Origin of the sequence: Pseudomonas sp. NyZ201, assembly GCF_049860765.1 — a bacterium.
Classification (GTDB): Bacteria; Pseudomonadota; Gammaproteobacteria; order Pseudomonadales; family Pseudomonadaceae; genus Aquipseudomonas; species Aquipseudomonas bharatica.
This window is the reverse complement of record NZ_CP187557.1, coordinates 2671479-2697931: the sequence shown is the minus strand read 5'-3', so window position 1 is coordinate 2697931 and position 26453 is coordinate 2671479. Positions and strand designations below refer to the sequence as shown.

General features: G+C 65.6%; 24 protein-coding genes. 8 read left to right on the top strand and 16 right to left on the bottom strand.

Going from position 1 to position 26453, the window contains the following annotated elements; all coding sequences use genetic code 11:
- The first annotated feature begins 19 nt into the window (after nucleotides 1–19).
- Nucleotides 20–1978, top strand: coding sequence for an alkyl/aryl-sulfatase (locus ACPFMA_RS11970; RefSeq protein ID WP_425930269.1), 1959 nt, complete (start codon nucleotides 20–22; stop codon nucleotides 1976–1978).
- 18 nt (nucleotides 1979–1996) lie between these two features.
- Here ACPFMA_RS11970 and ACPFMA_RS11965 read toward each other — a convergent pair whose 3' ends face one another.
- Genes ACPFMA_RS11965 through ACPFMA_RS11955 form a run of 3 tightly spaced genes read right to left on the bottom strand, consistent with a single transcriptional unit; the run spans nucleotide 1997 to nucleotide 4026 of the window.
- On the bottom strand, nucleotides 1997–2296 hold the full coding sequence (locus ACPFMA_RS11965) for a DUF202 domain-containing protein (RefSeq protein ID WP_425930268.1): 300 nt from the start codon (nucleotides 2294–2296) through the stop codon (nucleotides 1997–1999).
- The gene (locus ACPFMA_RS11960) at nucleotides 2289–2675 is read right to left on the bottom strand and encodes a YidH family protein (RefSeq protein WP_009402840.1); all 387 of its coding nucleotides are present in this window, start codon (nucleotides 2673–2675) and stop codon (nucleotides 2289–2291) included. The genes ACPFMA_RS11965 and ACPFMA_RS11960 overlap by 8 nt, the downstream gene beginning before the upstream one ends.
- Nucleotides 2676–2688: 13 nt before the next feature.
- Nucleotides 2689–4026, bottom strand: coding sequence for a DUF1329 domain-containing protein (locus ACPFMA_RS11955; protein WP_425930267.1), 1338 nt, complete (start codon nucleotides 4024–4026; stop codon nucleotides 2689–2691).
- A 149-nt stretch (nucleotides 4027–4175) separates the two neighbouring features.
- On the opposite strand from ACPFMA_RS11955, the gene ACPFMA_RS11950 reads away from it, so the two are divergent.
- Nucleotides 4176–5138 (top strand): LysR family transcriptional regulator, encoded by a 963-nt coding sequence (locus ACPFMA_RS11950; RefSeq protein ID WP_009402838.1) that lies wholly within the window; start codon nucleotides 4176–4178, stop codon nucleotides 5136–5138.
- Here ACPFMA_RS11950 and ACPFMA_RS11945 read toward each other — a convergent pair.
- The 3 genes from ACPFMA_RS11945 to ACPFMA_RS11935 form a co-directional block, all read right to left on the bottom strand.
- A complete protein-coding gene (locus ACPFMA_RS11945) occupies nucleotides 5123–6433 on the bottom strand; it encodes an MFS transporter (protein ID WP_425930266.1) in 1311 nt (436 codons plus the stop codon). The two genes, ACPFMA_RS11950 and ACPFMA_RS11945, sit on opposite strands and share 16 nt — an antisense overlap.
- 66 nt (nucleotides 6434–6499) lie before the next feature.
- Nucleotides 6500–7663: an acyl-CoA dehydrogenase family protein gene (locus ACPFMA_RS11940; RefSeq protein ID WP_425930265.1), complete on the bottom strand. Its 1164-nt coding sequence runs from the start codon at nucleotides 7661–7663 to the stop codon at nucleotides 6500–6502.
- Between the two features lie 15 nt (nucleotides 7664–7678).
- Nucleotides 7679–9226, bottom strand: a complete 1548-nt coding sequence (locus ACPFMA_RS11935; protein WP_425930264.1) for an AMP-binding protein — start codon at nucleotides 9224–9226, stop codon at nucleotides 7679–7681.
- Between the two features lie 427 nt (nucleotides 9227–9653).
- On the opposite strand from ACPFMA_RS11935, the gene ACPFMA_RS11930 reads away from it, so the two are divergent.
- The 4 genes from ACPFMA_RS11930 (at nucleotide 9654) to ACPFMA_RS11915 (ending at nucleotide 14676) form a co-directional block, all read left to right on the top strand.
- Nucleotides 9654–10448 (top strand): substrate-binding domain-containing protein, encoded by a 795-nt coding sequence (locus ACPFMA_RS11930; RefSeq protein WP_420056650.1) that lies wholly within the window; start codon nucleotides 9654–9656, stop codon nucleotides 10446–10448.
- A gap of 163 nt (nucleotides 10449–10611) precedes the next feature.
- The gene (locus tag ACPFMA_RS11925) at nucleotides 10612–12111 is read left to right on the top strand and encodes a sensor domain-containing diguanylate cyclase (RefSeq protein WP_425930263.1); all 1500 of its coding nucleotides are present in this window, start codon (nucleotides 10612–10614) and stop codon (nucleotides 12109–12111) included.
- A 59-nt stretch (nucleotides 12112–12170) separates the two neighbouring features.
- Complete coding sequence (locus ACPFMA_RS11920; RefSeq protein WP_425930262.1) at nucleotides 12171–13415, top strand: MFS transporter; 1245 nt, start codon at nucleotides 12171–12173, stop codon at nucleotides 13413–13415.
- A 7-nt stretch (nucleotides 13416–13422) separates the two neighbouring features.
- Entirely contained in the window at nucleotides 13423–14676 is a 1254-nt protein-coding gene (locus tag ACPFMA_RS11915; protein WP_420056653.1) for an arsenic transporter, read from the top strand.
- 23 nt (nucleotides 14677–14699) lie between these two features.
- Here the strand turns inward: ACPFMA_RS11915 and ACPFMA_RS11910 are convergent, their stop codons facing one another.
- The 7 genes from ACPFMA_RS11910 to ACPFMA_RS11880 all read right to left on the bottom strand — a co-directional run bounded on the left by ACPFMA_RS11910 (nucleotide 14700) and on the right by ACPFMA_RS11880 (nucleotide 22018).
- Entirely contained in the window at nucleotides 14700–15317 is a 618-nt protein-coding gene (locus tag ACPFMA_RS11910; RefSeq protein WP_420056654.1) for a hypothetical protein, read from the bottom strand.
- A complete protein-coding gene (locus ACPFMA_RS11905; protein WP_009400292.1) occupies nucleotides 15317–16015 on the bottom strand; it encodes a hypothetical protein in 699 nt (232 codons plus the stop codon). The genes ACPFMA_RS11910 and ACPFMA_RS11905 overlap by 1 nt, the downstream gene beginning before the upstream one ends.
- Before the next feature lie 97 nt (nucleotides 16016–16112).
- Nucleotides 16113–16874, bottom strand: coding sequence for a phosphate ABC transporter ATP-binding protein PstB (gene pstB / locus ACPFMA_RS11900; RefSeq protein ID WP_051032704.1), 762 nt, complete (start codon nucleotides 16872–16874; stop codon nucleotides 16113–16115).
- 75 nt (nucleotides 16875–16949) lie between these two features.
- Nucleotides 16950–17843, bottom strand: coding sequence for a phosphate ABC transporter permease PstA (gene pstA, locus ACPFMA_RS11895; protein ID WP_009400294.1), 894 nt, complete (start codon nucleotides 17841–17843; stop codon nucleotides 16950–16952).
- The gene (pstC, locus tag ACPFMA_RS11890) at nucleotides 17843–18808 is read right to left on the bottom strand and encodes a phosphate ABC transporter permease subunit PstC (RefSeq protein WP_009400295.1); all 966 of its coding nucleotides are present in this window, start codon (nucleotides 18806–18808) and stop codon (nucleotides 17843–17845) included. Before pstC ends, pstA begins: the two co-directional genes overlap by 1 nt.
- Nucleotides 18809–18873: 65 nt before the next feature.
- Nucleotides 18874–19899 (bottom strand): phosphate ABC transporter substrate-binding protein PstS, encoded by a 1026-nt coding sequence (pstS, locus tag ACPFMA_RS11885; RefSeq protein WP_009400296.1) that lies wholly within the window; start codon nucleotides 19897–19899, stop codon nucleotides 18874–18876.
- A gap of 112 nt (nucleotides 19900–20011) precedes the next feature.
- Nucleotides 20012–22018 carry a PAS domain-containing protein gene (locus ACPFMA_RS11880; protein WP_425930261.1) on the bottom strand — a complete coding sequence of 669 codons (2007 nt, stop codon included), beginning with the start codon at nucleotides 22016–22018 and terminating at the stop codon, nucleotides 20012–20014.
- Nucleotides 22019–22248: 230 nt separating this feature from the next.
- Here ACPFMA_RS11880 and ACPFMA_RS11875 point away from each other — a divergent pair, with 230 nt between their 5' ends.
- Both ACPFMA_RS11875 and ACPFMA_RS11870 read left to right on the top strand, forming a co-directional pair.
- Entirely contained in the window at nucleotides 22249–22482 is a 234-nt protein-coding gene (locus ACPFMA_RS11875; RefSeq protein WP_420056656.1) for a hypothetical protein, read from the top strand.
- A gap of 9 nt (nucleotides 22483–22491) precedes the next feature.
- Nucleotides 22492–22635, top strand: coding sequence for a hypothetical protein (locus ACPFMA_RS11870; protein ID WP_420056657.1), 144 nt, complete (start codon nucleotides 22492–22494; stop codon nucleotides 22633–22635).
- A gap of 183 nt (nucleotides 22636–22818) precedes the next feature.
- Here the strand turns inward: ACPFMA_RS11870 and gudD are convergent, their stop codons facing one another.
- The 3 genes from gudD to ACPFMA_RS11855 all read right to left on the bottom strand — a co-directional run bounded on the left by gudD (nucleotide 22819) and on the right by ACPFMA_RS11855 (nucleotide 26435).
- Nucleotides 22819–24177, bottom strand: a complete 1359-nt coding sequence (gudD, locus tag ACPFMA_RS11865; protein ID WP_425930260.1) for a glucarate dehydratase — start codon at nucleotides 24175–24177, stop codon at nucleotides 22819–22821.
- A gap of 156 nt (nucleotides 24178–24333) precedes the next feature.
- Entirely contained in the window at nucleotides 24334–25365 is a 1032-nt protein-coding gene (locus ACPFMA_RS11860; protein WP_420056658.1) for a LacI family DNA-binding transcriptional regulator, read from the bottom strand.
- Nucleotides 25366–25730: 365 nt separating this feature from the next.
- Nucleotides 25731–26435 (bottom strand): SDR family oxidoreductase, encoded by a 705-nt coding sequence (locus ACPFMA_RS11855; RefSeq protein ID WP_064304333.1) that lies wholly within the window; start codon nucleotides 26433–26435, stop codon nucleotides 25731–25733.
- Nucleotides 26436–26453: the final 18 nt, after the last annotated feature.

Sequence of the window (26453 nt, the reverse complement as noted above, 5' to 3'; positions counted from 1 at the left end):
AACAACAAGGATCACCCCCATGCGCCTACGCTCACTGCCCTGCCTGCTGGCCTTGGCCTTGCCCTTCGCGGTGCTGGCCGATGTGCCGGCCAAGGACGCCACCGACCTCACTCGCCAAAGCAACCAGCAATGGTTGCAGCGCCTGCCCTTCGCCGACCGCAGCGACTTCGACAATGCCCATCGCGGCCTGGTCGAAGCGGTGGACCAGGCGGTGCTCAATGCCGACGGCAAACCCGTGTGGGATCTGCAGCGTTATGCCTTCCTCGCGGGCGAGGCCCCGGCCACGGTCAACCCGAGCCTGTGGCGTATCGCCCAGCTCAATACCATCGCCGGGCTGTTCAAGGTCACCGACGGCATCTACCAGGTGCGCGGCCTGGACCTGGCCAACATGACCCTGATCGAAGGCAAGCATGGCCTGATCGTCATGGACCCGCTGCTCTCGGTGGAAACCGCCCGGGCCGGGCTGGCCATGTACTTCCGTCATCGCCCGCAGCGGCCGGTGGTGGCGGTGATCTATACGCACCCGCACGTGGATCATTTCGGCGGGGTGCGCGGGGTGATCGACGAGGCCGACGTCAAGGCCGGCAAGGTGCAAGTGATCGCCCCCCAGGGCTTCTTCGAGCATGCGGTCAGCGAGAACGTGCTGGCCGGGCCAGCCATGAAGCGCCGGGCCCAGTACATGTATGGTGCGCCGCTGCCCCGCGGCCCCCGCGGCCAGGTGGATGCCGGCCTGGGCAAAGGCGTGCCGGCCAATGCCACCGTCAGCCTGATCGCCCCCACGCGGCTGATCGAGCAACCCATCGAGAACCTGACCATCGACGGTGTCGATATCGAGTTCCAGCTGACCCCAGGCACCGAGGCGCCTGCCGAGATGAACCTGTGGTTCCCCGGTTTCAAGGCCCTGTGCATGGCCGAAAACGCCTCCCATGTGCAACACAACATCCTGATCCTGCGCGGTGCCCAGGTGCGCGATGCCAAGGTCTGGGCGCATTACCTGGACCAGTCGCTGCTGCGCTATGGCGACCAGGCCGATGTGGTATTCGCCCAGCATCACTGGCCGACCTGGGGCGGTGCCGCCATCCGCGACTACCTGGCCGACCAGCGCGACATGTACGCGTTCATCGACAGCCAGACCCTGCGCCTGATCAACCGCGGCCTGGGCCCCACCGAGATCGCCGCCGAACTGACCAGCCTGCCGCCGCGGCTGGCCGGCAAATGGTATAGCCGTGATTACTACGGCTCGCTCAGCCACAACGTGCGGGCGGTGTATCAACGCTACATGGGCTTCTACGATGGCAACCCAGCGACCCTCGACCCGTTGCCGCCGAGCGCGGCCGGGGAACGTTACGTCAAGGCCCTGGGCGGCGCCGAACGGGTGCTGGCCCTGGGCCGGGAAGCCTTTGAGAAAGGAGACTATCGCTGGGTCGCCGAGCTGACCCGCCACCTGGTGTTCGCGCAACCGGACAATACCGCGGCCCGCGAACTGCAGGCCGATGCACTGGAGCAAATGGGCTATCAAAGCGAGAACGCCACCTGGCGCAACGCGTACCTGACCGGCGCACAGGAACTGCGCAACGGCCTGGCGCCAGCCACCAGCCGGGGCGGCAGCGCCGACGACCTGGTGCGCGCGCTGACGCCGTCGCTGTTCTTCGATTACCTTGGCGTGCGGGTGGACGCGGCCAAGGCCGCCGCGCAGGACCTGACCATCAACTGGCGCTTCACCGATCTGAACGAAGACCATGCCCTGACCCTGCGCAACGGCGTGCTCACCCACCGCGACCATAGCCGGCACGCCCGGGCGGATGTCGAGGTGCACATGAGCAAGGCCACCCTGGACCGCATCGCACTGAAGCAGACCGGTTTTCTCAAGGAAGCGAGCGGCGGCGGGATCGAGATCACTGGCGAGCGCATGAAGTTCATGCAGTTCATGGCGGGGCTGGACGAAGCGGACGGGCGCTTCAACATCGTCACCCCCTGAACCGGCAACCGCGCCGCTCTACAGCGAGCGGCGCAACCCTGCCCCCAGCACCAGCAGCGCCATGCCCAGGGCGCACAGCGGCACGCTGTAGACCGCGGGAAGCCCTTGCTCGCGGCGCAGCATGCCCAGGCCTCGGCGGTACACCTGGCGCTCCCGCGCCCGGCCGAGCAGCGCCAGCAACGCCGCCATGCCGGCGACCAGCAGCAACTCGCCGCGCCAGGCCAGGCAGGCCACCAGCCACAAGGATACCTGCGTGCGCCGCCAGGCCAGCACCGTGCGCTCGGCCTGCAACCCGGTGTCGGCGGAATCTTCAGGCATGCCAACGGCCCCACGACACCGCGACCACCGCCACCCCGGCGAGCGCGCATGCGATGCTCAGCAACGGGACCAGGCGCGGCAGGGGCAGCGGGGCCTGGCGGCGCAACGCGCGCTCCACCATCAGCCAGCGCCAGCCGGCGCCCAGGCTGACCATCAGGCTCGCCAGCAGCAACACCAGCTCCATCGCCACGCGCCCGGCCGTGGGCCAGGCATGGGCGGCGAAGGTCTCGATAGCGATAGCGCCCCCGAGCAAGGCCAGGGCAGTACGGATCCAGGCAAGAAAGGTGCGTTCATTGGCCAGGGTGAAGCGCGGATCGGGCGCCTTGCCCTGCCCCAGCAACCAGCGCGCCCAGGCGCTGTCACGGTGTTCGGAAGCCATCGGTAGTCCTGTGTCAGCGCAGCCCCTGGCTGCGCAATGCGCCGGGCGAAAAATGGGAAGCGCTGGTGCGCACATCGAAGGCGTAGGGCCTGGACTGCTCGTTGGTAAGGCCCGACAGCTGGTAGCGACCGCTGCGCAGGTCGTAGATCGCTTCCATGGCATTGACCAGTGTTTGCCCTGTGACGTGGTAGTAGCTGTGGGCCTGCGCCGTGCGCCACAGGCGTCCCTGGTGATCGAAGAAATCCGCCTCGACGATGGCCCAGCTGTCCTCGTCGAGGTAATAGCGGCGGCTGGCATAGATGTGCTTCGCTCCAGGCTTGAGGGTCCCCACCACCTCCCACACCCGATGCAACTCATAGCGGGTGGGCTGCGGATTGACGTGTCCCGTGCCGATCAGCGCGGCGTAGCCGAGCAGCGGCGAGGCCAGGCGGTAGCTGTTGTAGGGCACGTGCAGTTCTTTCTTGCCCACCAGGGTCCACTGGTACAGGTCGGGGGCGCCATTGAACATGTCGCGACTGTCGGCGGTGCGCAGGCTGGCAGTACCCGGGGTGATGTCGTCGTAGACCAGTGCCGGGATCCGCCGCACCCGCCGCTGGCTGCTGCTGTACAGCCACGACAGCCTTGGCTGCGCCACCTGGTCGAGGGTTTCATGCAGCACCACGGCGTCGCCCGCCTGGCGCGACGGCGCGGTCAGGCGGTAACTCAGGTAATACAGCACAGCATCGGCCTGGCCATCATCCAGGGCGTCGGGTCGGGCGAACGCCTGTTGCAGGCTGATCGTGGAAAAGCGCCCGTCGCCCCTTGGGGTGATGCTGTCCGAGGCCAGGACATAGCTGCCGTTGCGTGGCCGCGTGAGGTGGTTCCACAGCACTTGCAGGCCGTTGCCTGGCGTGGGGAATGCCACCGCTCCGATGAAGCCCTGCACACCGTTGCCATCATTGACCAGGCGGGCACTGGCAGCATTGTGCCGGGCCCACTCGGCGACCTGGGGCGGCACCGCCACACTGCGGTGCGACGGATACACCGGCAGGCGAAACGACTCGGGATAGCGCTGGATCAAGGCCACCTGCCCCGCCGTGAGCTGTTCCCGGTAATGCCGGTAGTTGCCGGCGCTGATCACGTACAGCGGCTGTTCATCGGCGTAGGGATCCAGCGGCGTACCGTTGGCCGCCAGCGGCACCTGCGCAGCCTCCAGGCCACCGCTCCAGGCCGGAATGCGGCCGTCGTCGCTGGCTGCCCGTTCGGCCCCTACCGGGGTCAGGCCGGGCGGCAGCGGCGTCGCACCAAGGTGCAGGGCCAGCAAGCTGGCGCAGACCAACAGAAAGCTGCGCAGCAGCGTGACAGGTTTCATCGGGATTGCCTCTTGTCGTTGTGTTGTCCCGGTCAGGGTTGCCTTGGCCCGCCCTTTCGGGGTGATACTAGGAGCCGCGCTTCGAACCCCACAAATAACGTGTTCGGATACGTGCCATATCAGTTCGGCATAGCCTTGGAACCGCTCCGATGACCCTGAAACAGCTCCGTTACCTGATCGCCATCGTCGAAGCAGGCAGCTTCTCGTCGGCCTCGCGCCGCGCCTATATCGCCCAGCCTGCGCTGAGCAGGCAGATCGGCCTGCTGGAAAGCGAACTGGAAATGCAACTGCTCGACCGCCAGCACGATGGCATCGCCCTGACCGACGCCGGGCGCCAGCTTTACGAAGTCGCGCGCCAGGTGGTGCAGAAACTCGACTCGGTGAAGGACGAGCTGAAATCCAGCCGCGGCGATCCCAAGGGCCATGTGGCCATCTCCATTCCAGCCACCGCGGCCGACCTGCTGCTGCCGGAAATCGTCAGGCGTGCCGAGCAACGCTTCCCCGGCGTGACCCTGACGGTGTGGGATGGCCTCAGCCGCGAAGGCGGCCAGGCCATCGAGCTGGGCAAGGTGGATTTCGGCGTGGTGCCCAATGCCGAAGAACTCGAGAACGTCGAGGCCGACCCGATCTTCATCGAGTCACTGTATTGGGTCGGTGCCTCGGCGCCCGGCGCGCCGGACACCATCACCCTGGCCGAAGCCGCCGCCACCCGGCTGGTGCTGCCACCGAGGGCGCTGCATCTGCGTCGGCGCGTCGAGCAGGCCGCCATGGAGGCCGGTGTGCCCCTGGCCGCCGCCTATGAACAGCAATCGGCGCCCGGCATCGCCAGCCTGGTGCGCGCCGGCCTGGCGGCGACCATCAGCAACTGGCCGCCGCTAAGCGAACTGCTCGAACCCACGGCGGCACGACGCATCGTCGAGCCGCGCATCAGTCGCACCATCGCCCTGGCGCACTCGCAGCACAAACCCCTGTCGTTCGCCGCCGGTTGCCTGCGCGACCTGGTGCGCAGCGTGCTGGTCGACCTGGTCAACAGCGGGCGCTGGCGCGGCGAACTGATCGGCAAGGAGGCCGAACCGCTCGAGTCCGTGCTGGGTGTTCAGTTGGCCGTCTGAGCCCGCGCCGGCCGGCCTGCGCCAGCCGACTCGCGCAGGCGCTGCAAGGTGCGCTGCGGGTTGAGCGTGGCCAGGCCGACCAGGCCGGCCACCACCAGCACCGCGCCGCAGACCAGGAACCCCTGGGCATAGCCCGCCGGGTGCTCGGCACCGGCGCCCTGTACCAGCACACCGGTGACCACCGGTGCCGCCAGGCCGGCCAGCGAGGCGATGCCATTGCCCATGGCGAGGATGCCACCGCGCTGGGCCGCCGGGGTGAACTCGGCGAGCATCGCCGGCCCCACCGAATACATGACCAGCGCGAGGCCGCCGCTGAAGGTCAGCGCGGCGACCCGCACCGCGGTGCTCAGCCCGGGCAGGATCAGCGACGCCGACAACAGCCCGCCGAGGACCAGGCACACTGAAACGAACACGCCCCGTGCAACCCGCGAAGGCAGGCCGAGGCGCATCAGGCGCTGGGACAACCAGGCCAGCAGCAAGCTCAGCGGCGTGGTCACGACCACGAACATGACGAAGATGCGCCCGGTCTGCAGTGGATCGATGCCCAGGCCTGTCTGCAGGTAACTGGGCACCCAGGTCAGGGTCAGGGCCAGCGACCAGTTGGCGGCGAAGTGACACAGGTAGTTGCCCAGCACGCTGGGGTCGCCCAGCAGCCGGCGATAGGGAATGGCGGGCTCATCGGTCTTGAGCTGGCTGGCACGCAGGCGCTCCAGGGTGCCCTCCTGGCCCAGCCGCCACCACAGCAGGCACCAGGCCAGGCCGATCAGCGCCAGGATGATGAAATTGGTGCGCCAGCCGTAGTGCAGGCTGACCCAGGGGATCATCGCGCCGGCCACCAGCAGTCCCATGGCGCTGCCGGCATGCAGCAGGGCAACCGGAAGGTTGCGCCGGTCATTGGGAAACCACTTGTACAAGGCATGGGTGGCGACCGGTGATGCCGGCCCCTCGCCGATGCCCAGCAGCACCCGGCAGGCGACGATGGCCCACAGCGAGGTGGCGAACAGCATCGGCAACTGGATCAGCGCCCAGAACAATCCCATGCCCAGCAACAGGGTGCGGGTCGGGCGGCGGTTGGCCATGAAGCCGCCGACCACGGCGGAGATCGCGAAGAACCAATGCAAGGCACCGCCGATCAGGCCGAACTCGGTGGCCGTCAGCCCCAGCTCGGCGCTCATGGGCACCGCCACCAGGCCGATCACCACCTTGTCGAGAAAGTTGACCAGCATCAGCAGGGCCAGCAGCACCGCTACCAGCCAGGCAGTACGGGGGTTGGGCAATGAAGAATCCGCAGTCATGGCGAGTACTCTTGTTATTGTTGTCAGGGTGTTGCCAAGGGGTCGCCATCGAGGGCGACCCGTCGGTCAGGCAGGCATCAAGACGCCTTTGGCGATGGTGTTGCGCTGGATTTCGCTGGTGCCGGTGAGGATACGCATCATCCGCGTGGCGCGGAAAATCCACTCCACCGGATGGCCCTGCATCAACCCGGCCCCGCCGTGCACCTGCACTGCCTTGTCGGCAATGCGGAAGGCGGCCTCGGAGACGAACAGCTTGCACATTGGCGCCTGGGTGCGGATATCGCCGCCGGCGTCGTTCACCTGGGCGGTGGCGTAGACCATGCTGCGCGCGGCGTGCAGCTCGGTGGCCATGTCGGCGATCATGTGGTTGACCGCCTGGAACATGGCGATCGGCTGGCCGAACTGCTTGCGGCTGCGGGCATGCTCGATGGACAGGTTCAGGGCCAGGCCGGCCAGCCCCAGCAGGGTCGGGCAATGCAGCAGGCGGTTGAGGGTGATGCGCCCCATGGCCAGCTTGAAGCCCTGCCCTTCATCGCCGATCAGGTTGGCCGCCGGCACCCGCACCTGGTCGAGCACGATGTCACCATGGGCGCCGCCCCCGGACATCACCGAATAATCACTCTCGATGCGCACACCCGGGGCGGAGAGGTCGACGAAGAACGCCGAAATGCCCTGGGCGCCCTGCCCCGGGCCGGTCACCGCCAGCAGCACGGCGAGGTCGGCGTAGGTGGCACCGGAGATGTAGCGCTTGCTGCCGCTGAGTACATAGTGGTCACCGTCGCGGCGTGCCTGGGTACGAATGGCCGTCGCATCCGAGCCGGCCTCGGCTTCGGTCAGGGCGAAGCACACGGCTTTTTCGGCGCGGCATACCGGTTTCAAGAACGTCTCGACCTGGTAGGGGCTGGCAACCTTGAACAGGTGACCGACCCGTGGCGGCCCCGAAAGCTCCCCCAACACATGGGGCGCAAGCATGGAACCGGTGAGCACGGTGGCCTCCTTCACCGCGCACAGGTCGGCCACGTTCAGACCGGCCCCACCCATGCTTTCGGGAAGCATGACGGTGTACAGGCCTTGCTCGCTGGAGCGTTTCCATACCTGCCGCAGCACTGCCTGCGGATGCGGACGCGCCCAGTCCAGCCGGGCTTCCTGCTCCAGCGGAAGAACCTGGTCGCGGACGAAACCCTCGATCGCTTCGATGATCTGCGCAGCCTTTGCACTTGGTTGATACATGGTGATGCTCCCTGGTCAGATACGACGTTCGCTGTGTTGCCAGTAGGTGTCCCGGACCAGGCGGCGCACCACCTTGCCGTTGGGGTTTTTCGGCAGTTCGCTGACAAAGTCGACGCTACGCGGTTTCTTGAAACCGGCCAGCGCCCGGCCGCAGCGCTCGATCAGTTCGGCAGCGTCCAGTTGCGCGCCGGGCTTGAGCACCACCACCGCACGCACCGCTTCGCCCCACTGCGCATCGGGCACGCCGACCACCGCCACCTCGAACACCTCGGGGAAGGCGTAGATCACCTGTTCCACTTCGCTGGGGTACACGTTGAAGCCACCGGAAATGATCATTTCCTTCTTGCGATCGACGATGAACACATAACCCTGGGCATCGACCGTCGCCAGGTCGCCGGTGAGGTAGTAACCGTCGCGCATGACCTCGGCAGTGAGCGCCGGCGCACGCCAGTAGCCCTGCATGACATCGGGACCCTTGACCACGATCTCGCCGACCTCGCCGGGTGCGACGTCCTCGAACGCCTCGTTGACCACCCGCAGGTCGGTCTCGAAATAGCACCGACCGCAAGAGGCCAGGCGCCGGTAGTCGCCGTCTTCCACCAGGTGGTCCTGTTCGGTCAGCACCGTGACCAGCGAGCAGGTTTCACCGGCGCCGTAACCTTGCGCGAGGATCGGCCCGAACAGTTCGATGGCTTTCTTCACCAGCGCCGGTGCCATGGGCGCGGCGCCATACATGACCAGCTTCAGGCTGGACAGGTCGAAACGCTCGACGTTGGGGTAGTTCACCAGGCGGTTGATCATCGCCGGCACCAGGAACAGCCGGGTTACCCGCTCGCGCTCGATGGTCTCGAGCAGAAGGCGGTCGTCGTAGCGGTCGAGCAACAGGTTGCAGGCCCCGACCGCCAGCAGCGGCATGATCTGCATGCCGCTGGCATGGGTGATGGGCCCGACATGGGCCATGACGTCGCCCGGCCCGGAGCGCCGCGTGGGGCTGGCGATGCTCTTGCGCACCAGCGCCTTGCGGTTGCCGAAGGACAGCATGGCGGCCTTGAGCACACCCGAACTGCCGGAGGTGTAGTGCAGCACCGCCAGCGCATCGTCGGCCGGGTCCAGGCCAAGGGGTGCTTCGCTGCCGCGTTGGAGCAACGCGGCATAACCCACATCGCCCCCCTCGCCCTCCAGCACGATCACCTGGCGCAGCAGCGGCAACTCGGCGCGCCGTGTTGCCAATGCCTGGGCAAAGCCGGCATCGGTGATCAGCGCAACGCTGCAGGAATCTTCCAGCACCCGCACCACTTCATCCAGCGACAGCCGCGCATTGATCGGCACCTTGACCATCGCCGCCTTGTACAGCGCCACTTCCGCTTCCACCAGCTCCACACGGTTGGCGGCGAGGATCGCCACATGCTCGCCGGCCGCTACACCCAGCGTGCCCAGTGCCGAAGCCAGGCGGTTGGCGCGGCGCTCCAGCTGGGCGTAGGTCAGGCGCGTGCGGCTGTCCGCCACGGCAACCTGCTCAGGCCAGTAGCGGCTGCTTCGGGTAATGATCGTTCCAAGATTCACGTTATTGTTCTCGTCGACAGGAAGACATCGACGATGCTAATCAGCCGTGCAATGCGGGATGAAATACCAGATTCGGATGCCAGCCATACCGTTATTGGCTGGGTCAGAGGTCGCTTGCCAGCATTTCCGCCAACTCGCCGGCATAAGCCCGCTGACGTATGGTTCACGCGTCACTGTGGGAGCGGGTTCACCCGCGATTGCTACAGTGACTTCACCACAGCAATCGCGGGTAAACCCGCTCCCACAAGGTCCGTGCAAATCAAAGAGTTATGTTTTGCTCTGTGGGAGCTGGCGCCAAACCGGCGCGGTGAAGGAGCAGGCGGCCGGCCTTGATCCGCAATATGAAACATTCTTAACCCGCGCTTAATCCCGCCACACCGCGTGCTCCCTTACAGTGGCCGGCCTTGAGTTCGTGGAGACTGTTCCAATGCTTCGAATGCTGTCCTGCACCGCCCTGTTGATGACCACGCTCGCCTGCTCGGCGGCCGACGCCGCGCAGGCCGATGAACACACCCTGACCGTGCTCAGTTCCGGCGGGATCATGGGAGCCATTCGGGAGGCGGCACCGGCCTACGAGAAGAAATTCGGCGTCAGGCTCAACGTCCTGGCCGCACCTTCGATGGGCGAGACTCCACAGGCGGTGCCCAATCGATTGGCCCGGGGCGAGTCGGCCGACGTGGTGCTGATGGTCGGCTCGGCACTCGACGACCTGATCGCCCACGGCCAGGCGGAACAGGCCAGCCGCGTCGATCTGGGCAAATCCTTCATTGCCATGGCCGTGCGCAAAGGCGCGCCGAAGCCGGATATCAGCACCATGCAAGGCCTGCGCTCGGTGCTGCTGCAAAGCAGTTCGGTGGCCTATTCCGACAGCGCGAGCGGTGTGTACCTGTCACGCACGCTGTTCCCGCGCATGCAACTGGGCGCCGGGTTCCAGGCCAAGGCCCACATGATTCCTGCCGAACCGGTTGGCGCAGTGGTTGCCCGCGGCCAGGCCCAGGTCGGCTTTCAACAGCTGAGCGAGCTCAAGCCGGTCGAGGGTATAGACATCGTTGGCCTGATCCCGGAGCAAGCCCAGAAGATGACCCTTTACTCGGGCGCCATCGTCAGCAAGACCCAGCATCATGCCGAGGCCCAGGCGCTGCTCGACTACCTGGCGTCACCCGAGGCCGACGCCGCTATCGAAGACAGCGGCCTGAAACCCCTGCCCCACCAGGCCAGTTGATCGTCAGCCTGCCGAACATCGCGATACCCGAGTGAAAGCAGCGTATTTACTGTACTTCAAGGTGACTCCCTATATCATTGCACAACGCCAGGAATGGCGATGTGCTATGGCCTTCAGCGATTGATCGCAAGCGTCGGAATTCGGATTTCCACCAGGTACCACCGTGAAACGTGATATTCACCTCGTTGTTCTGCTGCTGTCGATCATCGGTTGCTCGCTCGCTTCGTTGGCACTGTGGAAGGTGATGGCTTCCCGTGAACGCGCCCTCGAAGAAATCAACATCCACGGCCTTAACCTCTCCCAGGCCCTCTCCACCTACTCCGAAGGCATCGTGCGGCAAAGCTCGATGATCCTGCTCGGGCTGGTGGAGCGCCTGGAAACCGAAGGCAGCGGGCCGCGGCAGATCGAGCGGCTCAGCCAACTGGTCAGCCGCCAGCAGCCACTGATGCCGCAAATGAGCGGCATCACCGTGTACGACAAGGACGGGCGCTGGCTGATGTCGTCCAACCGGCCGATCCCGGTCGGTGCCAACAGCAGTGACCGGGCGTACTTCATCCATCACCGCGACGACCCTTCCCGCGAGCCCTTCATCGGCCTGCCCATCCGCAGTCGCTCGAACCAGGAATGGGTGATCACCATCAGCCGCCGCTTCGACGACGCGCAAGGACAATTCGCAGGCGTGGTTGCCGTGACCCTGGGCGTGGAGAATTTCCTGCGCCTGTTCGGCCAGATCGATCTCGGCCATGACGGTGCCATCGGGCTGTCCTATACCGACGGTGCGCTGCTGGTGCGCTACCCGTTCCGCGAGCAGGACATGGGCCGCAACTTTTCCAGTTCACCGATCTATGTCAAATACCTGGTCGACAAGTCGGTGGGCACCGCATCGTTCACCTCCAGCCTGGATGGTGTCGAGCGCCTGTATGCGTTTCGCAAGAGCGACACCCTGCCCCTGGTCACCACCGTGGCGCTGGGCAAGAGCGAGGCACTGGCGGCCTGGAGGCTGGAGGCGCAGTGGTCGGCGCTGGTGGTCTGCGGGCTGCTGCTCCTGACCGGTGGTATCGGCTGGATGCTGATAGGCACCATGTGCCGTCGCAGCCAGGCGGAAGCCGAATTGCTGGTGGCCCAGCAGCAACTGCTGGAAAGCAACCAACAACTCGCGCGCCTGGCGATGCACGATGCGCTGACCGGGCTGGCCAATCGGCGTTGCTTCGACGACGCCCTGGCCCGGGAAATCGGCAGGGCCAGGCGCAGTGGCAACCCGCTGGCCCTGCTGATGGTGGATATCGATCACTTCAAGCGCTACAACGACAGCCACGGCCACCTGGCCGGCGACGGCTGCCTGCAGGAGGTGGCCAGGCGGCTGGCGGCCTGCGTGCGTCGCCCGCCCGACCTGCTGGCACGCTATGGTGGTGAGGAACTGGCGGCAATCCTGCCCGATACCGATGCTGCCGGTGCCGCCAGTGTGGCCCGGGCCATGCTCGACGCCCTGGGCCAGGAACCTATCGCCCACCACGACAGTCCCTTTGCTCAGGTGACCGTGAGCATCGGCGTCGCCTGTATCAACGGCAATGACCTGGACAACGGCCAGGCGCTGATCGCACGTGCCGACCAGGCGCTGTACGTCGCCAAGGAAGCGGGCCGCAACCGCCTGCATATCGGCTGAAACCGGCGCGGTCGGCAACGGCCGATCGCGCTCCCCATGGCTTTTTCGAGACTTCATCCTTGCAACACTCAAGGCCCCCCGCGTCACACCAGCGTGCCCTGGACTGGCTGAACTTCTTCCTCGCCGACGTGCGCGACGGCCTGGGACCATACCTGGCCATCTACCTGCTGGCGGTGCACCACTGGCAACCGGCGAGCATCGGCCTGGTGATGAGCCTGGCCGGCATTGCCGCGCTGCTGGCGCAGACCCCGGCCGGGGCGCTGATCGACCGCACCCCGGCCAAGCGCGCGGTGGTGGTGATTGCCGCCGTGCTGGTGACCGGCAGTTGCCTGCTGCTGCCGTTGCTCTCGTCGTTCGGCGCCGTGGCCCTGACCCAGACGGTCAGCGCCCTGGCCGGCTCGGTGTTCGCCCCGGCGATCGCCGCGATCTCGCTGGGCATCAGCGGGCCCAAGGCCTTCACCGCCCGGGTCGGCCGCAACGAAACCTTCAACCATGCCGGCAACGCCTGCTCGGCACTGCTGGCGGGCGGCCTGGCCTACCTGTTCGGCCCGGTGGTGGTGTTCTACCTGATGGCGGTCATGACCGTGGCCAGCGTGCTGGCCACGGCACGTGTACCGGCGGCGGCCATCGATCACCAACTGGCGCGCGGACTGGTCCATGGCCCCGGCGCTGTCGACCAGCCTGCCGGCTTCAAGCTGCTGCTGCACAACCGCACCTTGCTGCTGTTCGCGGTGTGCTGCGCGCTGTTCCACCTGGCCAATGCGGCGATGCTGCCGCTGGTGAGCCAGAAGCTGTCGCAGATCGACCTGAACCTTGCCACGCCGCTTACCTCTGCGTGCATCGTCGCGGCGCAACTGGTCATGGTACCGATGGCGCTGCTGGTCGGGGCCAAGGCCGAGCACTGGGGCCGCAAGCCGTTCCTGCTGGCCGGCTTTCTCATCCTGCCGCTGCGCGGCGCGTTGTACGTGGTGTCCGATAACCCGTTCTGGCTGGTGGGCGTGCAACTGCTCGACGGCATAGGCGCCGGTATCTTCGGTGCGCTGTTCCCGATCGTGGTCAAGGACCTGACCGAAGGCACCGGGCGCTTCAACGTCAGCCTCGGAGCACTGAGCGCCGTGTTCGGACTGGGCGCCGCGCTGAGCCCCGGCATCGCCGGGCTGGTGGTGCAGGCTGCCGGCTACGATGCAGCCTTCCTGACCCTGGCCGCGATTGCCGGGGCCGCCTTCATGCTGGTATTGCTGGCACTGCCCGAAACCCACCCGCGCACCTCGCCATCGTCCCTGCCTTCTCCTGCCGGAACCTGAACGCCCCATGTCCTTTAGTGAAAATGCTTCGATCATCTGGGCGATAGCCGCCCTCGCCACCTGCGGCGTCATCCTGCGTCCATGGCGGATCCCGGAATATGTCTGGGCCATGGGCGGCGCACTGCTGCTGGCCGGCCTGGGCCTGATCACACCGCAGCGTGCCCTGGCGGCCGTCGCCGAAGGCGGCGACGTTTACCTGTTCCTGATCGGCATGATGGTGCTGGCCGAACTGGCCCGCCAGGAGGGCCTGTTCGACTGGCTGGCGCGCTATGCCGTGCAACACGCCAAGGGTTCGGGACAACGGCTGTTCGACCTGGTGTTCCTGGTGGGCACGCTGGTCACCGTGTTCCTGTCCAATGACGCTACCGCAGTGGTGCTGACCCCGGCGGTCTATGCCGCGTGCAAGGCCGCCCGGGCCGAACCCCTGCCCTACCTGTTCATCTGCGCGTTCATCGCCAATGCCGCCAGTTTCGTGCTGCCCATTTCCAACCCGGCCAACCTGGTGGTCTTCGGCAGCCAGATGCCGCCGCTGCTGGACTGGCTGAGGCAATTCAGCCTGCCGTCGCTGGCCGCGATCGTCCTGACCTACCTGGTGTTGCGCCTGACCCAGCGCCGGCAGATCCGTCAACCGCTGGCCCTGAGCGTGGAGTCCCAGCCGCTGTCTGCCGGTGCCCGCCTGTGTGCCCTGGGCATCGCCTTCACCGCCGCCCTGCTGCTGGGCGCCTCGGCACTGGACCGGGCGCTGGGCCTGCCGACCTTCTGCGCCGGCGTGGCGACCACCGTGCTGATCCACCTGCGCCAACGGCGCAGCCCGATGCCGGTACTGCGCCATGTGGCGTGGGGCGTGCTGCCGCTGGTGGCGGGTTTGTTCGTACTGGTCGAAGCCGTCGCCCAGACCGGCCTGATCGCGCGCCTTGCCCAGGGCCTGGCCAGCCTGGCGGCGGAATCGCCAACCCGGGCCAGCTGGCTGGGCGGCGTGGGCGTGGCCATCGCCAGCAACCTGATGAACAACCTGCCGACCGGACTGATCGCTGGCTCCATGGGCTCGCTGGTCGCGCTGCCGCAGCAGACCACCGCTGCCCTGCTGATCGGCGTGGACCTGGGGCCGAACCTGTCGATCACCGGCTCGTTGGCAACCTTGCTATGGCTGGTGGCGATCCGCCGCGAGGGCGAACATGTCAGCGCCTGGCGCTTCCTGCGCCTGGGGTTGCTGGTGATGCCGCCGGCGTTGGCGGCGGCGTTGCTGGCATTGTCGATCTGAAGACAAGGCCGGAGGCTGCCCCGTCAGGACGTCACGGCCTCTGCACGACGAGCAGCCACCACCGGCCTTGCCACCCGCGGTGGCACAAGCTTCGCCTGCACCTCGACCGCCGCCTGCAGCACCTTCTGCGTCCAGGCCTTGTCCTTCGGGCAGACCACCACCACACGGAAACCGTGATCGTCGCCCTCGATCCGCACGCCTTCGGAGTCGTCCACATGCAGGTCGATATCGAAGGCCGGCGGGAATTTCGACGGCATCTTCTCGAAGCCGCGTGCAGTCACCACATGGTGATGCCGGTCGCTGTTGACCACGCCATCGACGCGGATGCCATACAGCATCAGCCAGCGACGGATATAGGAAGGAGTACGCCCGGAAGAGGTGTAGATCCAGATGCTGCAACCTTGGCGGCGCAGGTCGCGGATCAGCGAGCGGGTGCCGCTGCGCAGGGGTTCGCCCAGCCAGCGGTGGATGAAGTCAGGCAGTCGGCTGTCTTCGGCAGGACTGTGATGCGGCAGGCAGGCCAGCGTATCGTCGATGTCGAACGAGACGCGGATGCGCGGGCGGTCCAGGGCGTGGCCGATGGCCTGCCATGCCCTTTTGCCACTGGCCTGCGTTCGTTCGAGCATTCGGTACCTGGCCATCATTGGTTCTCCTGATAAATCGGCATGCGCGGTGCACTCAGAAAGAATTTCCCCGGGGCCGGCGCCCTGGACTCCAGGAAAGCCGCGTACTTCTTCTTGATCTTGGGCAGCTCGTACAACGCCTTGACGCCGTGCTTGGCAGAGTTACGGATGACCGACGACGGGTTGAAGTAGCCCTCGGCGTTATCCAGCGACAACACGAACGGCGGCAGCCCGGCGCGCATCAACAGGTAGCTGACGATCAGCGAGCCGGTGCGGTTGTTGCCCTCGATGAACAGCTGCGGCTTGCTGAGGATCCGTACGTACACCCCGGCCGCCCGTTTCCACACCGAGTCGCTGCGGTAGGCACAGTACCAGTTGTAGAGGTCCTTGATGCCGCCTTCGACGTTGTTGAAGAAGTGCTCCTCGGTGGCCGCGAGGTGCTGGGCAAACTCCCGACGGCGTACAGGATCGCTGCCGCACAACACGGTGGCATTGATCTCGAGCATCAGGTTGAGCTGACGCAACTCGAACAGGTCGACGCCCCGGGCAACATAGTCATCAATCAGCGCATAGCCTTCAAGCACATTTTCCAGGACCTCGTCGGTGAACGGGTCGCGCGGCTCGACGAAGTGCCGGCTGAGCTCCGCAAAATGGCCTTGCACTTCGCGCAGGGCCTGCTCTACGGCTGACAGGTTGAGACGGTGCGTGACACCCATGGACAGTTCCGCCAAGGACTGGAAAGACGATAAAGCGACCTGCCATCGCAGCCCCTTGGGGCTGCGATGGCAGGTCGCCGGTGGAGAACGGTGCGACTCAGCTGAACTTGCCGCTGATGTAGTCGTCCGTCAGTTGTTCGCGCGGGTTCTGGAAGATCTGCGTGGTCGGGCCCATTTCCACCAGGTAACCGGTACGGCTGCCTTGGGAAATGTCCACCGAGAAGAACGCCGTGGTGTCGGCCACGCGAATCGCCTGCTGCATGTTGTGGGTCACCAGGGCGATGGTGTAGTCCTTCTTCAGCTCGACCATCAGCTCCTCGACACGGCGGGTGGCGATCGGGTCGAGTGCCGAGCAGGGCTCGTCGAGCAACAGCACTTCCGGCTCGGTGGCGATGGCCCGGGCAATGCACAGGCGCTGCTGCTGGCCGCCGGAGAGGGACAGGCCGCTGACCTTGAGCTTGTCCTTGACTTCATCCCACAGCGCCGCGCCTTGCAGGGCGTGCTTGACGCGGTCACCGATGTCGCCCTTGTAGCGGTTCAGGCGCAGGCCGAAGGCAACGTTGTCGAAGATGCTCATGGAGAACGGGTTCGGCTGCTGGAACACCATGCCGATGTAGCGGCGCACCACCACCGGATCGACGCCCTTGCCATAGACGTCCTGGCCGAGGAAGTGCACATGGCCTTCGAAGCGGAAGCCCTTCACCAGGTCGTTCATGCGGTTCAGGCTGCGCAGTACGGTACTCTTGCCGCAGCCGGAAGGACCGATGAAGCCGGTGATCTTGTTCTTCTCGATCGGCACGTGGCTGTCGCGGACCGCCATGAAGTTGCCGTAGAAGATCTTGTCCAGCTTGCAGTCCATGACCACTGGAGCCTGGCTGGCCACGGGAGCGGCCTGTTGCGCGGCGGATACGTTCAAGTTCGGATGCTCCCTTTCTTAATACTTGGGCTTGCCGAAGATACGGCTGACGATATTGACCAGCAGCACGATGATCACCAGGACCAGCGAGGCCGCCCATGCGAGTTCGAGCTGGTTGTCGAACGGCATGCCGGAGAAGTTGTAGATCAGTACCGCCAGCGAGGCCGTGGGGTTCATCACCGCCAGGCTGCCTTCGTGGTAGATCCAGTAGTTGCTGAACAGCGCGGTGAACAGCAGCGGCGCGGTTTCGCCAGCGGCACGGGCCACCGCCAGCATCACCCCGGTGAGGATCGCGGGCAGGCCGGTCGGCAGGATGATCTTCATGATCACCTGGGCGCGGGTGCAGCCCATGCCGTAGGCGGCGTCCTTCATGATCTTGGGCACCATCTTCATGGCTTCCTCGGCGGTCAGCACGACGATCGGCAGCATGAGCACGGCCAGGGCCACGCCACCGGCCGGTGCCGAATAGGTGCCGGTGGTCATCACCACCAGGGCGTAGGCGAATACGCCCGCCAGGATCGACGGCAGGCCGGTGAGCATCTTCGCGGCGAAGCGCGCGGCGTTGGCCAGCTTGCTGTCAGGGCCCAGTTCGGCGAGGAACACCGCCGCCAGGATGCCGACCGGCACGGCGATGGCCGCGGCGATGCCGACCATGACGAAGGTGCCGGCCATGGCGTTGCCGAAGCCCCCGCCCATCTCGAAGCCGGTGGGGGGCAGTTCGGTGAAGACCTCCAGGCTCAGGCGCGCACCGCCCTTGGTGATCAGCATGTACAGCACGGAAATCAGCGGCACGCTGGCCACGATCGCGATGATCCACGCCAGGCTGGTCAGGACCAGGCTGCGCAGGGCGCGGCCTTCGAAGCGGCGCTGCAGGCTCGGCAGCGCGGTTACCGGTTGCGACAGGTCGGTCATTATTTGTTCCCCCGCTGGGCGTAGAGCATGAGCAGCGATCCAAGCACGTTCACCAGCAGGGTGATGAACATCAGCACCAGTGCTGCATACATCAGCACCTCGACCTCGTTCGGGCCGGCCTCCGGGAAGTTCAGGGCGAGCAAGGCGGCCAGCGTGTTGGCCGGGGCGAACAGCGACACCGAGAGGGTGTTGGCATTGCCCACCAGCATGGCCAGGGCCATGGTTTCACCCAGTGCCCGGCCCAGGCCGAGTACCAGGGAGCCGAAGATGCCGGTGGCGGCAGAAGGAACCATGACCTTGAGGATCGCTTCCCAGTGGGTGGTGCCCAGGCCATAGGCGGCCTGCTTGGTTTTCATCGGCACGCTGGCCAGGGCGTCCTGGGAAACAGCGGCAACGGTCGGCAGGATCATGATCGCCAGCACCAGCGCCGCCGGCAGCAGGCCGGGGCCGCTCAGGGAGGTACCGAAGAACGGAATCCAGCCCAGCTCGCTGTTCAGCCAGGCGGTCAGCGGGCGGATCGCCGGAATCACCACATAGATGCCCCACAGGCCGTAGACCACGCTGGGGATGGCGGCGAGCAATTCGACGATGGTGCGGAATACGGCGGCGAGTTTCGCCGGGAGGAAATCCTGGGTCAGGAAGATCGCCATGCTGACGCCGAAGAAGCCGGCGATAAGCAGTGCGATAAAGGCGCTGTACAGCGTGCCCCAAATGGCTGGCAGAATTCCGTATTTGCCTTGGTTGACGTCCCAGACCGTGCCGAACAGCACATCCAGGCCGTGCTTCTCCATACCTGGCAGCGCCTTGCGCCCGATCTCGAAGATCAGCGCGAGCACCAGCGCCAGGATCAGCGCCACACCGATGCGGGCCAGGCCGCGGAAGATGCGATCGACCAGGAAGTCCTTCGCCGAGGGTGGCCGGCAGGCGGAGTCGGGGTTATCCGGTATGTCAAATGGGGTGTTCATCGATTGCTTCCGGTACAAGGGCAAACGCTCCCGGGGCAACAGGCGCCGGGAGCGTGCTGGCAGTCTTACTGGATGTTGGCGGACGCTTTGCGTACCTGCTCGACAACCGATGGCGGCAGCGGGATGTAGCCCATGGAGTCGGCGATTTTCTGGCCTTCGGTGAGGCTGTACTCGATCATGTCGCGCATGGCCTTGGCCTTGGCCGGGTTACCGTTGTCCTTGCGGAAGATCATCCAGGTGTAGGACGTGATCGGGTAGGACTTGGCACCGTCCGGATCCGGCAGCCAGGCCACCAGGTTTTCCGGCATTTTCACTGCGGCCAGCGCTTCGGCACCGCTTTCGGCGTTAGGCACCACGTACTGGCCGGCCTTGTTCTGCAGCGCGGCGAAATCGACCTTGGCCAGCTTGGCGAAGCCGTACTCGATGTAGCCGATGGCGCCCGGGGTCTGGCGCACGGTGGCGGTGATGCCGTCGTTCTTCGGCGACTTGATGAACTTGTCGGTCGCCGGCCAGTTCACCGTGTTGCCCTCGCCCAGCGCTTCCTTGAACGCAGGGTTGATGGCCGACAGGTGCTTGGTGAACACGGCGGTGGTACCGCTGGAGTCAGCGCGCACGACCACGGTGATCGGGGTGGCCGGCAGCTTCAGGTCAGGGTTGGCGGCGACGATCTTCGGATCGTTCCACTGGGTGATCTTGCCCAGGAAGATGTCGGAATAGACATCGCGTGGCAGCTTCAGGCCCTTCGGGTTGCCCGGCAGGTTGTAGGCCAGGACGATCTCACCGGCGGTCATCGGCAGCAGTTGCACGCCCTCGCCGACCTTGGCGATTTCCTCGTCTTTCATGGCCGAGTCACTGGCGGCGAAATCGACGGTCTTGTTCAGGAAGTCCTGCACACCGGCACCACTGCCCTTGGATTGGTAGTCAACCGTTACGCCAGCGGTGTTCTTGCTGAAATCCTTGAACCAGGTCAGGTAGATCGGTGCAGGGAAACTGGCACCGGAACCGGTCAGGCGGATGTTTTCGGCGAAAGCCGTGGTGGCGAACAGGGAAACCGAAACGGCGAGTGCAGCGGACTTCATCAGGCGTTTCATCTAGAAAGTGCTCCGTGTGATGGCCGAGGCACTTTGCCGAAACTTTATGACAGTAATGTGAATATTAGGTGGCGACCGACCAATATCAATCAGCTATCAATGCTGATGCCCCTCAGCGCTTGAGCAGCGCTTCCACACCCCTGAGCAACGCCTCCAGCGCGAACGGCTTGGTCAGTACCAGCCCTGCCGGCTCCAGTGGCGAGTTCTCCAGCACCTCCGGCCGGGCATAGCCGGTCATGAACAGCACCGGCAGCCCGGGCCTGGCCGCGCGGCTCTCGACTACCATGCGATGCCCGTCCATGCCGCCAGGCAGGCCGATGTCGGTCACCAGCGCATCGATGCAGATATCCGAACGCAGCAGGCGCAGCCCGGCCTTGCTGTCCGCTGCCTCGATCACCGCATAGCCCTGCCCGGCGAGGGTTTCGCTGACGAAGGCACGCACCGAGGCTTCATCTTCCACCACCAGTACCGTGGCTCCGCGGGCTGCACCGGGGATCTCTTCACCGGCCCCGGCCATGGCCGGCGTGGCGACCGGCAACGCCCGGGCCGGCAACGACAGGAACACCCGCGTTCCGCCGCCCTCCTCGGACTCGATCCGCACCTGACCGCCGGACTGCCGGGCGAAGCCATAGATCATCGGCAGCCCCAGCCCGGAGCCGGCACCAACCGCCTTGGTGGTAAAGAAGGGTTCGAAGACCTTGGCCAGGACTTCCGGGCTCATCCCGCAACCGTTGTCCTCGACGGCGATGGTCAGGTAGTCACCAGGCGGCAGGTCCTGTTCGCCACCGCGCTGGTCGAAGGTGCGGATGCGCAGGTCGCCCCCTCCGCGCAGGGCATCGCGGGCATTGATGCACAGGTTCAGCAGGGCATTCTCGACCTGGGCCGGATCGACCAGGCAGGTCTTGAGCGCCGACTCGAGCTGCACCGAGACCTCGATGGTCGGGCCGACGGTGCGCTGGATCAGTTCCTCCATGCCGCCGACCAGGGCGTTGATATCGGTCGGCACCGGCTGCAGCGTCTGCTGCCGGGAAAAGGCCAGCAAGCGATGGGTCAAGGCCGCCGCCCGTTGTGCCGCGCCCTGGGCCACCGCGACATAACGCTCCAGGTCGGCGGTGCGCCCCTGGCTCAGGCGCAGCTTGATCAGGTCAAGGCTGCCGGTGATGCCCGCCAGCAGGTTATTGAAGTCGTGGGCGATGCCACCGGTGAGCTGGCCGACGGCCTCCATCTTCTGCGCCTGGCGCAAGGCTGCCTGGGCCGCCTCGTTTTCGGCGACGGCTTCGCTGATCCGGGTTTCCAGGGTCCGGTTAAGATCCAGCAGGGCCTGTTCGGCAGCCTTCTTGGCCGTGACGTCGATGGAAGAGCCGATCAGCCCGATCACCGCCCCCGTGTCGTCGCGCAATGGCGCCTTCATCGATAGCCAGATGGCGGCGGTGCCGTCGGCCATATCGACACGTTCCTCGATCTGCTCGGCCTTGCCGCCCTGCATGATGCGCCGGTCGGTTTCCATGACCTGCCGGGCCTGGTCCTTGTCTTCGAGGAACTCCAGGTCGGTCTTGCCGATATAGAACGACGGAGGCTTGCCGATCAGTTCGGTGGTGCCGTGGTTGGCCACCAGCATCCGCCCGTCCAGGTCCTTGGCGTAGACGACCCCGGGCACCGCGGCGGCAAAGGTGCGCAGCAGCGCCGAAACCCGGTCCCGCTCGGCTTCCGCCGCCCGCCGCGACTCGATATCGATCAGCACCCCGGGGAAGCGCACGGCCTGGCCCTGGCTGTCCAGTTCACAGTGCCCGCTGGCTTCGATCCAGCGGTAGCAGCCGTCTTCCTGGCGAACCCGGTACTCGCAGCGGAACGCCCCGCCCTGTTGCATGGTGCGCTGGATATCGGCGGCGACCCGCTCGACATCCTGCGGATGGATCGAGGTGAAGGCTTCCTCGATCGGCATCCCGGCCCTGCACTTGTCCAGGGGCAGGCCGAACGCCCGGGAAAAACGCTGGTCGGCGGTAACGCTGTTGTTGGGGATGTCCCAAACCCAACTGCCGGTGATGGCGCCGGCGTCCAGGGCCAGTTGCAGGCGCTCGCGGGCGTCGCCGGCATCGGACGCGGTGGGTTCTGAATTCATGCCTGACCTCGCGGCGACGTGTCGAACTTTGCACGGAAACTTTGCACGGAAACGATATCCGATTGCCATTACGCAGGGAAAGACTGTTGTACGCCAGGATAAATTCCCCACGACATAAAATTTCGCTGCGCCTGGTGAATGTCATTCGTCGAACCACGGACACTTCCACCCGTCCCTGGCCCTCCCAACCGTAGGGGCGCGATGTCCGCGCCTGGAACAGGAGAACACGCATGCCAATCGACCATAACGGCCCGGATGCGCCCTACCCCGGCCCCGGCGAAGCGCCGGAAAACCACGGGCATGGCTCCGGGCTCGAGCAAAGCCCCTCCGAGCCCAGGCAGGGAAACGACGAACGCCCGGAAGACTGGAACCCGCCCCCTGGCAATCCCGGCTCGGACCAGGATGCACAACTGGAGCGGGACAATGGCACGGCAAGGACCGATAGCCTGATCGATCAGGAATAAGAGGTGCACATGGCAGACGAAAATCGACCCGACGAGGACCAGGCCCCGGATGTGCAATCCGAGGCCGAGGCCGAAAAGGCATCGCTCGAGGAAGCGATGCCCGATGTGGATGCCAACAACTCGGTGTCCAGCGAACATCCTGAGCCGGACTGAGCGGCACCAAGGGTGCCCTGTGGCAAGCTCCTACAAGGTCAGCGCAGATCCTGAGCATTGTGCAGCACCTGTGGGAGCTGGCTTGCCAGCGATGAGGCCGGCAAAGGCAAAGAGGTTGCCAGGTCGGGCCAAATCGCTGGCAAGCCAGCTCCCACAGGGTAGGTGTCAAGCGCTCGAAGGTACTCAGCGCACCAGGCAAGGCCGCTTGTTATCGAAGGTCCATCCCGACACCAGGTACTGCATCGCCACCGCGTCGTCCCGGGCGCCCAGGCCCATATTGCGGTAGGTCTCATGGGCCTGCATCAAGGCATCCCAGTCCAGCTCGATCCCCAGCCCCGGCTTCTTCGGCACCTGCACCAGGCCACCCTCGATCTTCAGCGGCTCGCGGGTCAGGCGCTGGCCGTCCTGCCAGATCCAGTGGGTATCGATGGCCGTGACGTTGCCCGGCGCCGCCGCCGCGACATGGGTGAACATCGCCAGCGAGATATCGAAGTGGTTGTTGGAGTGCGAGCCCCAGGTCAGCCCCCAGTCATTGCACATCTGCGCCACCCGCACCGAACCCTGCATGGTCCAGAAATGCGGGTCGGCCAGGGGGATGTCGACCGACTGCAACTGGATCGCATGACCCATTTGCCGCCAGTCGGTGGCGATCATGTTGGTGGCAGTGCGCAGCCCCGTGGCGCGGCGGAACTCGGCCATCACCTCGCGACCGCTATAGCCGTTCTCGGCACCACAAGGGTCTTCGGCATAGGCCAGCACATGATGCTGGTCGCGGCACAGGGCGATGGCTTCCTTCAGCGACCAGGCACCATTCGGGTCAAGGGTGATGCGTGCGTCAGGGAAGCGCTCGGCCAGGGCCGTTACCGCTTCGATCTCCTCGCCACCGCGCAGCACGCCGCCCTTGAGCTTGAAGTCCTTGAAGCCATAGCGCTGGTAAGCGGCCTCGGCCAGGCGTACCACCCGCTCCGGGGTCAGGGCTTCTTCGTTGCGCACGCGGAACCAGGCGTCATCGGCATCGTCTTCGCTGCGGTACGGCAGGTCGGTGCGCTGGCGGTCGCCGACATAGAACAGGTAGCCGAGCATCTCGACGGCATCGCGCTGCTGCCCTTCCCCCAACAACGCCGCTACCGGCACTTCAAGGTGCTGGCCAAGCAGGTCGAGCAAGGCCGACTCCAGTGCGGTAACGGCGTGCACGGTGATGCGCAGGTCGAAGGTCTGCAGGCCCCGCCCACCCGAATCTCGCTCGGCAAAGGCATGGCGCACCTTGTTCAGCAGGCCCTGGTAGTTGCCGATGGACTGGCCGACCAGCAGGTCGCGGGCGTCTTCGAGGGTCTTGCGAATCGCCTCGCCGCCCGGCACCTCGCCGACACCGGTACGCCCGGCGTTGTCCTTGAGAATCAGCACATTGCGGGTGAAGTACGGGCCATGGGCGCCGCTGAGGTTGAGCAGCATGCTGTCGTGGCCGGCCACCGGCACCACCTGCAATTCGGTGATCAGCGGTGTGGCTTGGGTGGCTTGGGTGGCTTGGCTCAGTGCATTCATCGAGGTTTCCTTGTGCTTTTGTTCTAGGCGGAATTGAACGGGCCTGCGGATGATCCAGCGGGGACGCATGTCATCGTACAACCTAACGACCATCATGGATTGGATAACGTTATCATTCAAGTAGCCGCAAGGACTTTTTGTCGGGCAAGGGGGAGTTCAGGTGCTGGCGCGTTCGACGAGATGGAACCCTGTATCGTGCCGTTCGACTGCCTTGCCACCGGCCAGACGGCGCAACAGCGCCTCGGCGACCGTGCGGCCCATGACGGCGGAATTGACACTGATGGTGGACAGCGCCGGGTGCGCATGCTGGCTGTCGACGGTGTCGCCGAAGCCGAGCACGGCGATCTCTTCGGGAACCCGCAGCCCTTGTGCGGCGGCCTCCGCAAGAGCGCCGAGGGCCACGCTGTCGGAGCTGCAGAACACCAGTTGCGGGCGTGGATCGCGCTGCAGCAGGCGACGCAGCCCTTCCCTGCCGACCGACCAGGTAGAGGGCAGCGGCAGCACTTCGACCGGCACATCCTCGATGCCGAGCTGGGCCAGGCGCCGGGTCAGCCCTTCGCAGCGGCGGATGCCACGGGGATCATCCACCGTGATCACGGAGAAACGCTGGTAGCCCTTGCCATGGAAATGCTCGGCAACCAGTTGTCCTACCTCTTCATGGGAGAAACCGACCTGCATATCCAGGGCGTGCTCGCCAAGATCCCAAGCCTCGACCACCGGGATCCCCGCCGAAGCCAGGCGCGCCCGGCTGCCATCGGTATGCAAGGTGCCGGTCAGCACGATGGCATCCGGACGGCGCCCAAGGATCGCCTCCAGCAGCGCCTCTTCCTTTTCAGGCGAATAGCCGGTCGGGCCGAGCAGCGAGTGATAGCCCGCCTCGGTCAGGCGCTCCATGACGGACTGGACCAAGGTAGCGAAGATCGAATTGGCCAGGGTTGGCAGGAGGATCGCCACCAGGCGGCTCTTGCTGCTGGCCAGGCTGCCGGCCAGCAAATTCGGCACGTAGCCCATCTCGCGGACCACTTCCAGCACCCGTTCGCGGGTGGCTTCGCTGACCCGTTCGGGGCGGTGCAGGGCTCGCGAAACAGTGATTGGCGACACGCCCGCGACCCGGGCTACATCGATCACGGTGACCGGGATCGCGCCTTGTTCGGCGCTGGCCAGTTCTCTTCTGGATTTTCGTGCCACGGGGTCTTCCAGCGCTAATGATTGCAGGCGGCGAGCTTAGCAAAAACGATGGAGGGCCGTGTGTTCGCTAGACGGTGGCTCTGTGGGAGTTGGAAAAAACGGGTTGCTGCTTGCCAGCGATAGGCATAGGTATCTACACATTTTTTGAGGTGAGAAGGCTCGTCAGTAGATCGGATCAGGGCTGACAGGTGCTCGTCATGACTTTTCCAGCGCCCTTGAGATCGAGCGCCGCGCGGGCGGCGCTCGATTTGGAGAACGCTGAAGATCTGTCGGCATGCGCCTGGTGGCCATAACGCGGTTCTCTGACGGGCACCTCGCAGCCATGTGTAGATACCCATGCAGCGATAGGGCCAGCAGCAACACCCTCAGATACTGCGGGTCACCCCACCATCCACCTTGAGGTTCTGCCCGGTGATGTAAGCGGCGCCATCGCTGGCCAGGAAGGCAATGGTCGCCGCGATCTCCTCGCTGGTTCCATAGCGCTTGAGCGGCACGCTGTCGCGGCGCTGGTCGGTGGCCGGCAGGCTGTCGATCCATCCGGGCAATACGTTGTTCATGCGCAGGTTATCGCCGGCATAGGTATCGGCAAAGATCTTGGTAAAGGCCGCGAGCCCGGCGCGAAACACCGCCGAGGTCGGGAACAGGTCCACCGGTTCGAACGCCCAGGCGGTGGAAATATTGATCACCACCCCGCCCTGCTGGCGCTGCATGATCGGCGCTACCAGCCGGGTCGGGCGGATCACGTTGAGCAGGTAGGTGTCCATGCCCTTGTGCCAGTCTTCGTCGCTGATCTCGAGGATCGGCGCCCGCGGGCCATGGCCGGCGCTGTTGACCAGCACATCGACCCGGCCCCATTTCTCCATCACCGCATCCACCAGGCGTTGCAGGTCTGGCACCGACTGGTTGCTGCCGGTCACCCCGACCCCACCCAGTTCCCGGGCCAGCGCCTCGCCCTTGCCGGACGACGAGAGGATCCCGACCTTGTACCCGTCGGCCGCCAGCCGCCGCGCCGTGGCTGCGCCCATGCCGCTGCCGGCGGCGGTGATGATCGCTGTTTTTTCGACTGCCATGTTGCCTCCTGGGGTTCG